Raw genomic sequence first — 13,589 nt, forward strand, 5'->3', positions numbered from 1 at the left:
TAAGAGGCAGTATCGTTGAGAATAAGATGAATAGAGCGGAAGGATGTGAGACTCCTGCGGGAAAAGCGGAATAGATGAGACCCCGCAGGCGAGAAGCGCTGAGAAAGCTCAGCATTCGCCCGCGGAAAGCGAGCATCCTGGAGCGGAAATTAACCTCTTGATTCACGAAAAAACAATAAGTATCCAAGAATAACCGTTTAAAAAATTTTTACTTTTTAAGAGGCAGTATCGTTGAGAATAAGATGAATAGAGCGGAAGGATGTGAGACTCCTGCGGGAAAAGCGGAATAGATGAGACCCCGCAGGCGAGAAGCGCCGAGGAGGCTCAGCATTCGCCCGCGGAAAGCGAGCATCCTGGAGCGGAATCAATATGCCAGTAAAAAAGATTGGAAAGGATAGAAAATAGTTAATAAAAATAATATCTTAATGACACTTTTTTTGATAATATGCTATAATGTCATAGTGAATTTAAGCGAACTGTATATAAATCCGTATATGATACGGTAGAGGTTCTAGCTACCCTCTTTAAAAAACTAAGGAAAACAGTGCTGCTTTCTTAGTAGTGCTGTTTTTCCGTATAAAAGGAGATTATGAAATGAAAAAAGATAAAGCAATTGTTGTTTTTAGTGGCGGCCAAGATAGTACGACATGTTTATTCTGGGCAATGCAGCGATTTGAAGAAGTGATTGCCGTCACTTTTGATTATAATCAAAGACATAAACAAGAAATCGAATGTGCGCAAAACATCACGAAAGAACTAGGTATCAAGCATCATATATTAGATATGGGATTGTTGAACCAATTAGCGCCTAATGCACTAACAAGAAACGATATCGAAGTAAAAGCAGGAGAAAATGGCGATCTCCCCTCAACATTTGTATCTGGACGAAATCTATTATTCTTGTCTTTTGCAGGGGTATTAGCAAGCCAGGTCGGTGCCAAACATATTGTGACAGGTGTTTGTGAAACAGATTTTAGCGGCTATCCTGATTGCCGAGATATATTTATTAAATCATTAAATGTGACTTTGAACTTATCAATGGATGAGCAATTTGTCATTCATACTCCGCTTATGTGGCTAAACAAAGCGGAAACATGGAAGCTTGCAGATGAATTAAATGCATTCGACTTTGTTCGTGAAAAAACATTAACATGTTATAACGGGATTGTTGCTGATGGATGCGGAGAATGTCCAGCCTGTAAGCTTAGAAAAAGAGGGCTTGAGGAGTATTTAGAAGAAAAATATCAAGCGTAATTTTTGAATAGATTTGGAGTGAAAGAAATGCTACAACAATTTTATCCTCAACCACCTACACATCAATATTGCTATGAGTTGAATAAAGATATGAATTTTTCTGCTGCACATTTTATCCCAAATGAGAAAGCCGGAAAATGTGCAAATGTTCATGGGCATACTTATTTTGTTAATGTTACAATTGCAGGCAATCAATTAGATGAAATGGGAATGCTTGTGAATTTCAGTGATTTAAAGAAATTAGTTCACGGCAAATATGATCATCAATTATTAAATAACTTTCAAGAATTTAAACATACGGCACCTTCAACTGAGGTTGTTGCAAAAACGGTTTATGACATCATTCAAGAATATCTTGATACTTTAGCAAATCAGCCGAAATGTATTCAAGTGTTAGTAAGGGAAACGCCAACTGCTTATGTAATCTATCGCCCTAGCAATACCGGTAAGGAGCAATCCTTTAATGAGTAGGGGGAAAATTCCTGTAATCGAAACATTTGGACCGACGATTCAAGGTGAAGGAATGGTCATTGGCAGAAAAACGATGTTTGTGCGTACGGCAGGCTGTGACTATCGTTGTAAATGGTGTGATTCTGCCTTCACATGGGATGGTTCTGAAAAACATCGTATTCGCATGATGGAGCCTGCTGAGCTGTTTGAAGAACTGATACAGTTGGCAGGAAACAATTTTGACCATGTGACGATCAGTGGTGGTAATCCGGCTTTAATAGGCGAAGCGATGAATGATTTCATCATGCTGTTACAAGAACACGGCATGAAAATTGGCTTAGAAACGCAAGGGTCAAAATGGCAAGATTGGTTTTTACTCGTTGATGATTTAACGATTTCTCCTAAACCACCTAGCAGCGGAATGGAGACAAACTTCGAAATATTAGACGAGATCATTGCTCGTTTAAATCCGGCAGCATTTAGTCTTAAAGTTGTTGTGTTTGACGATCATGATTTTGCATATGCTAAAAAAGTCCATAAACGCTATCCTGCTGCAAATTTTTATTTATCTGTTGGGAATGCTAACCCGAATGAGAAGGGTGATATTTCTTCTAGATTACTAAAGTCACTTGACTGGTTATGGGGAAAGGTCATTGAAGATCCTGAAATGAATAATGTCAAGGCATTACCACAATTACATGCATTAGTATGGGCAAATAAGCGAGGAGTTTAAAATGAACAAAATAGTTGATATCCATGCAGATCAGAATGAACTACATGATTTAAAATTAAAAAAACAAAACATATCCAATTATTTTGCAAAAATATTAGCAGAATTAGGATTAGATTTGGATGATCCTTCTATAAAAGATACACCAAACAGAGTGGCGAAAATGCTTGTAGATGAAACATGCAATGGCTTATTTACGGAGCCGCCAGAAATTACGACCTTTCCTATAGATGAACATACGTCAAGAGACTTAATTGTCATTGAAGATATTCCTTTTAGTTCTCTATGTGAACATCATTTTCAGCCGTTTATCGGCAAAGCAACTGTTGCTTATCTTCCGAATGACCGTATTATGGGGCTTTCCAAAGCGGCTAGAGTGTTAGATTACTTTGCTGCACGACCACAAGTACAAGAGAGACTTACAGGAGAAGTGGCACAGTTTTTATATGAGCAATTAAATGCAAAAGGTGTGCTTGTTATCGTTCAGGCCGAACATTTCTGTATGAAGGTTCGTGGTGTAAAAAAACATGGTTCTTCTACCATTACTACCGCAATTCGAGGTGACATTGATAAACAAGAGGTCATATCATCTTTGAAATTAGCTGGAAAAGTATAACAAGTATTGGGGAACATTAATTGGGGAAATTGATGTTCCTTTTTTATGAATATGTAGGCAACGTGCATCTCTATTTTTCAAGTCAAAACTTTTTCTTCAGTTGTTGAATAAAAGCTTTTGACTTGGAAAATATGAACGTGCACCTATTGACAAATAAAACAAATGAGTATATAGTTACCTTTGTTAACTGTTTCTGAAGGTAACTGTTTTCTAGGAGGAAAACAACTATGCAAGGTTTCTTTTATCGATATGTAAGATTATACAGGCCGCTAATTACATCACTAAATGATTTGTTAAGCGATTATGATTTGTCTTATTCTCTTTGGCAAGTCGTTTTTTACGTAAGAAACTCAGGACCGTGTACGCTTGTGGAAATTTCAAAACATTTTAATATTGAAAAGCCAAGTGTAACAAGAATGGTTCATCGTTTAGAAGAGAAAGCGATGGTTCAGCAAATACCGGGAAAAGATAAACGTGAAAAAATCATTCAAATTACTGAAGTTGGTGAAGAGACGTATCAAACGTGCCGTAAGAAAATTACGGAATTAGAGTATAAGATTATGAAAGATATTCCAGAAGCTGATCAAATGGCAGTGTTTGAGACACTTCCGAAAATTAAAGAGAACATCATTGAACTAGAGGGGGAGAAGAATGAGTAGGCCGAAATTATGGACTAAAGATTTTTTGATTGTTTCAATTGCAAACTTTTTTCTATATTTTACGTTTTATTTATTAATGGCGACGATTACGGTTTATGCCACAAACAAATTTCATGCATCACCGAGTATGGCTGGGCTTGCATCGGGGATCTTTGTCGTCGGGACTTTAATTGCGCGTCTTTTCTCAGGTAGATCGATCGAGAGAATTGGCCGTAAAAAAATGCTCTATATTGGCTTTATTTTTATCTTAATTATTACGCTGCTATATTTTTTCGTTAACAGTTTAGCATTGTTATTGATCATTCGTTTCTTAAATGGTGCGGCTTTAGGAATCGCATCAACGGCAACAGGAACAATAGTCGCTAATATTATTCCAAAAGAGAGAAGAGGAGAAGGTACTGGATATTATGCACTCAGTGTTACACTTGCTGCTGCGGTCGGTCCTTTCTTAGGAATGTCAATTACGGAACATGCAAGTTTTAATATGAATTTTATTTTATGTCTTGTTCTGTTAGCAATTAGTTTTCTTGCTTCCTTCTTCTTAAAAGTTCCGAAAGTGACATTATCAATAGAAGAATTGGAGAAAATGAAAGGCTTTAAGCTAAGCAATTTCTTCGAGCCGAAAGTATTTCCAATTGCGATTATTAGTGCGTTTATCGGTCTTGGTTATTCTAGCATTCTTTCATTCCTTACTTCCTATGCTACCGAAATCAATTTAGTAGACATTGCAAGTTTTTTCTTTATTGTCTACGCTGTAACCATTTTAGTATCAAGACCATTCACTGGTCGCTGGTTTGATTCGAAAGGCGAAAATTTTGTCATGTATCCGGCCTTCTTATTGTTTGCCATTGGTTTACTAATCCTTAGTCAAGCGAATCAAGGGTATGCAATCTTATTGGCAGGGGTATTTGTCGGACTTGGATACGGAACTTATTCATCTAGTGGTCAAGCGATTGCCATTAAAGTGTCACCGAGTCACCGTATGGGGCTTGCTACCTCTACGTTCTTTATCTTTCTAGATGCCGGTGTCGGAATTGGGCCCTTCCTTTTAGGTTTATTAGTTCCGTTTTCAGGTTATCGCGGACTTTATGTAACGATGGCAGCTGTTATTTTTGTTTGTGCGTTCCTATATTATTTTGTATATGGAAGAAAAGTAATGTTAGCTAAAAAAACGCAATCAGCGGAAATAAATTAATATAAGAAAATGGATAGAAGCTGTTCACAGCCTTCTATCCATTTTTTATATCGCGTTTGCTTCATTCAGCATTGTGTTTAAAAGTTATTGAGGAGTCTCGTTATGTAAATGAAATTTAACAAGTACTTTTTCCACATTTAACGATAATTGATGCAGATTTTCTGATTCTCCTGTAACTTCATCCATAAAGGCGCTTTGTTCTTCGGCAGCGGCTGCAACATGTTCCGTGCTAGTCGAGAATTGTTTTGCAATTTCCGCGACTTCCTCAATACTTGCCATTTTTTCCCGCGTTTGTATATTCACTTGATCCACAATGTTTGATACATCTTCTGTTTCTTTTGATACAGCTTCAACTGCATGAGCAATTCCTTCGAAAGCTTCGTCTGTTTCATTCACTTTTGTAATACCTGTACTTAAAACATCTGAACTTTCCTTCATCGATATGACAGCTTTTTTCGTCTCCTCTTGGATTTTCCTAATAATGTCCTGGATTTGCATAGCAGCTGTTTTGGATTGATCTGCTAAAGATTGCACTTCTTGGGCAACAACTGTAAACCCTTTGCCGTGTTCACCTGCTCTTGCGGCTTCGATGGCAGCGTTTAAAGAGAGTAAATTCGTTTGCTGGGCAATTTGTTGGATCATGATGATAATCGACTCAATATGCTGTGATTGCTTTTGCAGCGAAAAAATAATGTCTGATGCGGATGTAACAGATTGCTGTACGAGCTCCATTTGCTGAACAGATTGTCTAACAAACTTACTTCCATGAATTGTTTTATTCAGGACAATCGTCATCGATGATTGCATATTTTTAATAGAGTTCGCCACACTTTCCATACTTGCAGAAATTTGTGAAATTTCTTCTACAGCAGTTACTGTTGCTTCTTGTTGCCGTTCTGATCCAGCTGCGACAGTTCCAATAGCTGTAGCAATTTGTTCCGAAGCTCTCCTGGATTCCATAGAAGATAATCTTAATTTATTCGAAGCAACTGTCATATGTTTCGAGCTTTGTTCAAGATGTTCAATTAACGATGATAGCCCGCTCGTCATAAGATTAAAGCCATGAACAAGAGCGGTGATCTCTTTAGAGGCAGAATTGATAACCATTTTCTTCGTAATATATCCATTTGCAACATGCTCCATCGCTTCTTTTAATTGGCTGAATGGCTTTGTAACCTTTTTAATAATGATAAAACCGCTAATACATGCAATTAACACGGTAAGAAAAGTGATAAGAATCATCATATTCCGGCTTTGATGGACAGATTGCAAATAATCATGATCTTGCAGTGCAATGATATATGTATCGTTATTATTTAATTCGCTATTATTGGAAAAAGCGATCGTGAGCCCATTCGTATGAATGATACCTGTTTTTTTATGTTGAATTTGTTTAATGACTTCAGGTGATAATTTCAGTAATGTACTCTTATAATTTGCAAATGATTCAATTTTTCCTTGTTGATTTACTTTAAATTGCAATAGATGCAAACCGTTATTATAAAAGCTATTTTCATTCATTTTTAATGCATATGCTAAATTTTGATCGAATTCTTCTTTCGGGACAGTAGACTTTAAAATGGTAATTTTTTGTTCCATCGTATTCAACGATGAGGTCAATTCTCTTTCTACCGATTGCACGGTGACCTGTTTGTTTTTTTCAAAACTGATAAAGGCAATTAATGTAGATGACAGCGTGATAATTAGAATAAAAGGTAAAATTAAGATCGTTGATAAACTGTAGCTCCGGGTAAATTCTTTGTTCTTCATATATATTCCCCTGTTCTTTTTCTATATGCTTTAACTTCTATTAAATCTATACAATATTAAGAAATGGTGAAGAATGTGTAAAAATTTTGTTTTAGTGCACATATTAGGGGACTTACGATGCATTTCTCTGTATCCATTTTTTACGTTTTAATCATAAATAGACTGGACAAAATAAAAAACAAAGGAGGGCAAAGAATGCGAACAATAATGGTGTTATTAATGAAGTATGTTGCATGCGTCATTGCATATGCAGTGGGCCTTGATTTATTTTTTGCAGCAAATATTGTAGAAATTCTTTCATTTAGTTTATTTACAACAGTTGCTTCCTACCTGCTTGGAGATATGGTCATATTACCGCAGATTGGAAAAAGGGCTGCTCTTGTAGTAGATTTTCTCTTGGCTTATACGATGGTTTGGATTTTCGGTAATATTTTATTGGACAACTATATGCAAATTGCTTGGGGAAGCATTATCTCAGCTTTTATTATTGCGGGTGCCGAGATTTTTGTTCATCGCTATATTTCCCACCATGCATCTGACTTTCCCTTTGAAAGAGCTTCAATGAAAATGGGGAGAAATATTGCTTACAGCACTGAATTTGCTGAAGAAGATATTCATGACAGAGATAGAAAATAATAGGTTTGTTCAGGGTGTCTTGAAAGGAAGAATAGATACGACATTCACATATATGTAATGAATGTAGATCTTACCGCCGGAAGAGACATCCTTTTTGTATGGATGAAAAGAATTTTAACTTTTTGTCAAAAAAACATCCTCATGCTAAACTTAGGACGAGAAATATAAAGGCGGTATGTTAGATGAAAAAAAGGAATCAAGATTCGCCAAAAAGTAATCTTCTTTTTTTTCCAAATTTAAAAGAACGGTTATTAAAAAAAGGGCTGGACTTTATTAATCAAAAGAAGTATATAGAAGCGTCAGAATTGCTTCTTCAAGCTGCTGAGATAGATGAGGAAGACGCAGAAGTTGGGACCGCCTTAATGATTGCCCTCTATCAATGTGCGGATTATAAGAAGGCAAAAGTGCAAGGAAAAAAGATGTTGAACGAAGGCATTGGGGATTATTTCGAAATCATGGATCTTTTTTTAATGACTTTAATTCAACTGGGAGATCATGAAGAAATGGTTACAATGATTCGGGCTTTAATAGATGAAAGAGAGCTTCCTCCAGATAAACTGCAGCATTATGAAAAGCTGCTCGAATTTGGTAAAAACAGATTATCGGCATCAGATTTAGGCATTTACATACAACAAGAAAAAAGAATGCTGTTTGAAACAGATGATCTGCAAGACCAAGTCATTAGAATTTCGCAATTGGTTCATGAAAATATTCAACCGTACATAGAAGAAATTCGTTCCTATATCCAAGATCCTGACCAGCATCCATTTATACAAACATTACTCATTTCTGTGTTGCGAGAGCACGAAATTGCGGATTCGTTCGCCATTCGAAAATTTTACTTTGAAGATACGATCATTCCGAAAGAAATCATCCCGATCTTTGAAACGCCTTTTTATAATGCACTATTAGATGTATTGACGAGAGAGGTAGAACAGCAAAACCCTACATTATTTATGTCGATTAAGGCGATGATCGACAGGCATTTCTTTCTTTTGTATCCATTTGAATTAGAACCTATTGATGTCAATCTTTGGGCGGCTGCTTATTATCGCTTAGGGCAGAGGTCATTAGGGCAAGAGAATGAAGAGGTTGAATATATAGCAGACATATTTGAAGTAGATTCACTAGATTTAACAAGAGCGCTTGCATATCTGGATCAATTAGATGAAATTTCTTTACCGAATATGTAGCTCAATGTTGAAAGACAACAAACGTATGTTATAATTAAATGGTTGTATTATGTCTTTTTTCAATTTCTTTATGTTGAAAAAAGTCAATAGAGATGGAATATTGGTTGTAACAGACCGAACTATTCATTTTGTGATTAATTATTATTTATAGATTGTTGGAGGGAAAGAAATGTCAGCAAAATGGGAAAAACAAGAAGGTAATCAAGGCGTTCTTACAGTTGAAGTAGACGCTGAAACTGTAGAAAAAGGCTTAGACGCTGCTTTCAAAAAAGTTGTAAAACAAGTTAATGTTCCAGGATTCCGTAAAGGTAAAATGCCGCGTGCATTTTTTGAAAAACGTTTTGGTGCAGAAGCATTATATCAAGATGCTTTAGATATTATTCTTCCAGACGCATATGCAAAAGCTGTTGAAGAAACAGGCATTGAACCTGTTGATACTCCAAATGTTGATGTTGAACAAATGGAAAAAGGCAAAGCATTAATTTTCAAAGCAACTGTTACAGTGAAACCTGAAGTAAAATTAGGCGAATATAAAGGCTTAGAAGTTGAAAAAGTTGATACAACTGTAACTGATGAAGATGTTGAAAATGAACTAAAATCACTTCAAGAGCGCTATGCAGAACTAGTTGTTAAAGAAGATGGAAAAGCAGAAAACGGCGACACTGTAGTAATCGACTTCGAAGGTTTCGTTGATGGTGAAGCATTTGAAGGTGGAGCTGCTGAAAACTATTCACTTGAATTAGGATCAAATAGTTTTATTCCTGGATTTGAAGAACAATTAGTAGGTGTTGCAACTGGCGAAGAAAAAGAAGTAGAAGTTACATTCCCAGAAGAATACCATGCAGCAGAGCTTGCTGGTAAACCTGCTACATTCAAAGTGAAAGTACACGAAATCAAAACAAAACAACTTCCTGAATTAGACGATGAATTCGCTAAAGATGCAGACGACGAAGTTGAAACACTTGCTGAATTAAAAGAAAAAATTAAAAAAGACTTAACACATTCTAAAGAACATGCAGCAGAACATGCTCTTGAAGATGCTGTTGTAGCAAAAGCTGCTGAGAATGCTGAAATGGACATTCCAGAAGCAATGATCAATACAGAAGTTAACCGCATGTTACAAGAGTTCGAACAAAACTTAGGAGCACAAGGTCTAAACCTTGAATTATACTATCAATTCTCTGGTCAAGATGAAGCAGCTCTTCGTGCACAAATGAAAGAAGATGCTGAAAAACGCGTTCGCTTCAACTTAACTCTTGAAGCTATTGCAAATGCAGAGAACTTAGAAGCTTCTGATGAAGATGTTGAAAAAGAATTAGCTCGTATGTCTGAACTTTACAATATGAAAGTTGAAGACATTAAAAAAGCACTTGGTTCACTTGAAGGAATCAAAGGTGACTTGAAAATTCGTAAAGCAATCGAATTTCTTGTGGAAAACAGCAAAACTGTTGCATAATAGATATACAGAAAAGCAAGGCACGGCATTCGCTCGTGTCTTGTTTTCTAAAACTGTTCAATGAGCCCAGACGTTATATAAAAATACATAAAAAAAGAATATAAAGAACAATTTAGGGAAAATCTTGAATAAGTAGGATTTTTACATAAGCATGTAGAATAAAATTAAATAAATAAGCATTATCTATATAGCATAATGTTTCCTGTCCAAGATTGTTTTGTGTTACAATCCATATACATAACGATTGGATGACTTTCGAAAAGAGTTTCTATGTAAGCAGGAATAGTATGGTAACGTTTCCTAGTGGTGAATTGATTGTTTGAAAAAAAGTTAGTCCATTTGTATGAAGTATATCTAAGGGGTGAAATGAATTGTTTAAATTCAGCGATGAAAAGCAACAACTAAAATGTTCTTTCTGCGGTAAATCACAGGATCAAGTTCGTAAACTAGTCGCTGGTCCTGGCGTATATATATGCGATGAATGTATTGAACTTTGCACCGAAATTGTTGAAGAAGAATTCGGTACAGAAGAAGAAGTGGAATTCAAAGATGTTCCAAAACCACAGGAAATTCGCGGCATTCTACAAGAATATGTAATTGGACAGGATCAAGCTAAAAAAGCATTGGCAGTAGCGGTTTATAACCATTACAAACGAATCAATTCAAACAGCAAAATTGATGAAGTCGAATTAGCAAAAAGTAATATTTGTTTAATCGGTCCTACTGGTAGTGGTAAAACATTGCTTGCGCAAACATTGGCAAGAATTTTAAATGTTCCTTTTGCAATTGCAGATGCAACATCATTGACAGAAGCTGGTTATGTTGGTGAAGATGTGGAAAACATTCTGCTTAAATTAATTCAAGCTGCTGACTATGATGTAGAGAAAGCAGAACGCGGGATTATTTATATCGATGAAATTGATAAAATTGCCCGTAAATCTGAAAATCCTTCTATTACACGAGATGTTTCAGGTGAAGGTGTACAACAAGCATTACTGAAAATTCTTGAAGGAACGGTTGCAAGTGTTCCGCCTCAAGGAGGACGTAAGCATCCACATCAAGAATTTATTCAAATTGATACAACAAATATTCTCTTTATTTGTGGCGGTGCTTTCGATGGCATTGATCAAATTATTAAACGCCGTCTTGGCAAGAAAGTCATTGGATTTGGTCAAGATCAAAAACATGATGATTTAGATGAAAAAACACTTCTAAAACATGTATTGCCTGAAGATTTGCTTCAATTTGGGTTAATTCCAGAATTTATTGGCCGTTTGCCAGTAATTGCAAGTCTTGAACAATTAGACGAAGAAGCACTTATTCAAATTTTAACGAAACCAAAAAATGCATTAGTAAAACAATATAAGAAAATGCTTGAATTGGATAATGTTGAACTAGAATTTGAAGAAGATGCACTTCAAGAAATTGCGAAAAAGGCAATTGAGAGAAAAACAGGTGCTCGTGGATTACGATCAATCATTGAGGGAATTATGCTCGATGTGATGTTTGATCTACCTTCGCGGGAAGATATTGAGAAGTGTATCATCACAAAAGATTCTGTTATCAATGATGCGTTTCCAAAACTTGTTCTAAAGGATGGAACAGTCATTGAAGGCAAGGATCAAACGAAATCTGCATAAGCTTTTTAGGAGCAGCGGCATCGCTTGCTCCTTTTTTCTTCCTTGAGATCCTCATCTAATAAAAAAACAGTTTATTCCAAGTTTCTACTGGAGATACTAGAAGATACTAATAAATCGTAAAACGATTAGTACATATTGAAGAGGAACTTGGAGGGTTTAGGATGAGTTTGACAGGGATTGCGTTAATTATACAACTATTTTTTGGAGTCATTATTGGCCTTTACTTTTGGAACTTGCTTAAAAACCAAAAATCACAAAAAGTTACGATTGATCGTGAATCAAAAAAAGAAATGGAACAATTGCGTAAAATGCGGGAAAAATCGTTATCTGAACCATTATCAGAACGAGTTCGTCCAATGACTTTCGATGATATTGTCGGGCAGTCAGATGGAATAAAAGCGCTGCAAGCTGCTCTTTGTGGACCGAATCCACAGCATGTGATCATTTACGGGCCTCCTGGAGTCGGGAAGACAGCCGCTGCGAGATTAGTATTGGAAGAGGCAAAGAAAAATGTTAAATCACCTTTCAAACAAGATGCTGTTTTTGTAGAGTTAGATGCTACGACTGCGAGGTTTGATGAAAGAGGGATTGCTGATCCGCTCATTGGTTCTGTCCATGATCCAATTTATCAGGGAGCTGGAGCAATGGGGCAAGCAGGTATACCTCAACCGAAACAAGGGGCTGTAACAAATGCACATGGTGGAGTATTATTCATAGATGAGATTGGGGAATTACATCCAATTCAGATGAATAAGCTTTTAAAAGTGCTAGAAGATAGAAAAGTATTTCTAGAGAGCGCCTATTATAGTTCTGAAAACCGTGATATTCCGAACCATATTCATGATATTTTTCAAAATGGTTTGCCAGCTGATTTCAGGTTAATCGGGGCAACAACAAGGACACCAAATGAAATTCCGGCAGCAATCCGTTCTCGTTGTATGGAAGTGTTTTTCAGAGAATTGGATCAACATGAAATTACACAAGTAGCGAAAAAGGCTGCTGAAAAAGTAAACTTAATGATTCATAAAAAAGGACTAGAGATTTTATCTTCTTACGCACGCAACGGCAGGGAAGCAGTGAACATGGTGCAAATAGCATCGGGAATTGCCATTCAAGCTGAACGCGATTTTATTTTAGATGAAGATATAGAATGGATTGTGCAATCAAGCCAGCTTTCGCCGCGATATGAGAGAACAATTTCCGAACAGTCTAAAGTTGGGTTTGTTAACGGATTAGCTGTCAGCGGTCCAAATACCGGTCTACTTCTCGAAATCGAGGTAACTGTCATTCCTGCTAAAGAAAAAGGGACGATCAATATTACCGGTATCGCTGAAGAAGAAAGTATAGGCGGACAAGGGAAATCAATTCGCAGAAAAAGTATGGCAAGAGGCTCCATTGAAAATGTCATTACCGTTTTGCGGACAATGGGTGTTCCTGCAGATCAATATGATATTCACGTCAATTTTCCTGGTGGGATTCCAATAGATGGACCATCTGCCGGAATTGCAATGGCAACAGGCATTTATTCAGCGATCTATAAAATCCCTGTAAATCATATGATTGCGATGACGGGGGAAATCAGTATTCATGGTCAAGTAAAGCCTGTCGGCGGTGTCTATACAAAAGTAAAAGCAGCCCAACGCGCAGGAGCAAAAACAGTCATCATTCCTGCTGAAAACATGCAGTCCATGTTAAATGACATCAAAGGAGTTACCATCATTCCAGTTCAGCAAATTGAAGAAGTGTTTGATATCGCTCTCGATGGTGAATCACGCATTAATTCTTTAAAGAGCTAAAGGGGTCAGGCACCTATAAATGGACACGTTTTTCTAAATAGGATAGAATGATTAAATGGTTAGGTATCAAAAGACATAACAATTTTGCTTATTGAGGGTAAAGTTCAAAAATAGATATGCAAAGAATTTTAAAATGGGGGTGCTTTATTTGAGTAATTCCACGTATACAGTTCCTCTTCTTCCGTTAAGAGGAT

12 protein-coding genes and 1 riboswitch are annotated in these 13,589 nt (G+C 36.5%); of the genes, 11 read left to right on the forward strand and 1 reads right to left on the reverse strand.

Features of this window, described 5'->3' with window-relative positions; all coding sequences use genetic code 11:
• Nucleotides 1-499 precede the first annotated feature (499 nt).
• Nucleotides 500-542: riboswitch (PreQ1 riboswitch) on the forward strand.
• Between the two features lie 52 nt (nt 543-594).
• The 6 genes from queC (at nt 595) to G4D61_RS10575 (ending at nt 4,904) form a co-directional block, all read left to right on the forward strand.
• Nucleotides 595-1,254 (forward strand): 7-cyano-7-deazaguanine synthase QueC, encoded by a 660-nt coding sequence (gene queC / locus G4D61_RS10550; RefSeq protein ID WP_035352557.1) that lies wholly within the window; start codon nt 595-597, stop codon nt 1,252-1,254.
• A 27-nt stretch (nt 1,255-1,281) separates the two neighbouring features.
• The gene (queD, locus tag G4D61_RS10555; protein WP_025728480.1) at nt 1,282-1,725 is read left to right on the forward strand and encodes a 6-carboxytetrahydropterin synthase QueD; all 444 of its coding nucleotides are present in this window, start codon (nt 1,282-1,284) and stop codon (nt 1,723-1,725) included.
• Nucleotides 1,718-2,437: a 7-carboxy-7-deazaguanine synthase QueE gene (queE, locus tag G4D61_RS10560; RefSeq protein ID WP_025728478.1), complete on the forward strand. Its 720-nt coding sequence runs from the start codon at nt 1,718-1,720 to the stop codon at nt 2,435-2,437. The genes queD and queE overlap by 8 nt, the downstream gene beginning before the upstream one ends.
• Before the next feature lies 1 nt (nt 2,438).
• Nucleotides 2,439-3,050 carry a GTP cyclohydrolase I FolE gene (gene folE, locus G4D61_RS10565; RefSeq protein WP_025728476.1) on the forward strand — a complete coding sequence of 204 codons (612 nt, stop codon included), beginning with the start codon at nt 2,439-2,441 and terminating at the stop codon, nt 3,048-3,050.
• 227 nt (nt 3,051-3,277) lie between these two features.
• Complete coding sequence (locus tag G4D61_RS10570) at nt 3,278-3,709, forward strand: MarR family winged helix-turn-helix transcriptional regulator (RefSeq protein ID WP_025728474.1); 432 nt, start codon at nt 3,278-3,280, stop codon at nt 3,707-3,709.
• Nucleotides 3,702-4,904 (forward strand): MFS transporter, encoded by a 1,203-nt coding sequence (locus tag G4D61_RS10575; RefSeq protein WP_025728472.1) that lies wholly within the window; start codon nt 3,702-3,704, stop codon nt 4,902-4,904. The genes G4D61_RS10570 and G4D61_RS10575 overlap by 8 nt, the downstream gene beginning before the upstream one ends.
• An 84-nt stretch (nt 4,905-4,988) precedes the next feature.
• Here the strand turns inward: G4D61_RS10575 and G4D61_RS10580 are convergent, their stop codons facing one another.
• Nucleotides 4,989-6,674, reverse strand: a complete 1,686-nt coding sequence (locus G4D61_RS10580; protein ID WP_163173888.1) for a methyl-accepting chemotaxis protein — start codon at nt 6,672-6,674, stop codon at nt 4,989-4,991.
• 195 nt (nt 6,675-6,869) lie between these two features.
• On the opposite strand from G4D61_RS10580, the gene G4D61_RS10585 reads away from it, so the two are divergent.
• The 5 genes from G4D61_RS10585 (at nt 6,870) to lonB (ending at nt 13,395) form a co-directional block, all read left to right on the forward strand.
• Nucleotides 6,870-7,310 (forward strand): YndM family protein, encoded by a 441-nt coding sequence (locus tag G4D61_RS10585; RefSeq protein WP_025728469.1) that lies wholly within the window; start codon nt 6,870-6,872, stop codon nt 7,308-7,310.
• 182 nt (nt 7,311-7,492) lie between these two features.
• On the forward strand, nt 7,493-8,503 hold the full coding sequence (locus tag G4D61_RS10590) for a tetratricopeptide repeat protein (RefSeq protein WP_163173890.1): 1,011 nt from the start codon (nt 7,493-7,495) through the stop codon (nt 8,501-8,503).
• A gap of 169 nt (nt 8,504-8,672) precedes the next feature.
• Nucleotides 8,673-9,959 (forward strand): trigger factor, encoded by a 1,287-nt coding sequence (tig, locus tag G4D61_RS10595; protein ID WP_163173892.1) that lies wholly within the window; start codon nt 8,673-8,675, stop codon nt 9,957-9,959.
• A 371-nt stretch (nt 9,960-10,330) separates the two neighbouring features.
• On the forward strand, nt 10,331-11,599 hold the full coding sequence (clpX, locus tag G4D61_RS10600) for an ATP-dependent protease ATP-binding subunit ClpX (RefSeq protein ID WP_035352554.1): 1,269 nt from the start codon (nt 10,331-10,333) through the stop codon (nt 11,597-11,599).
• Between the two features lie 161 nt (nt 11,600-11,760).
• On the forward strand, nt 11,761-13,395 hold the full coding sequence (gene lonB, locus G4D61_RS10605; RefSeq protein WP_035352551.1) for an ATP-dependent protease LonB: 1,635 nt from the start codon (nt 11,761-11,763) through the stop codon (nt 13,393-13,395).
• Nucleotides 13,396-13,589: the final 194 nt, after the last annotated feature.

The organism is Heyndrickxia ginsengihumi, assembly GCF_011008565.1.
GTDB classification, from domain to species: domain Bacteria; phylum Bacillota; class Bacilli; order Bacillales; family Bacillaceae_C; genus Weizmannia; species Weizmannia ginsengihumi.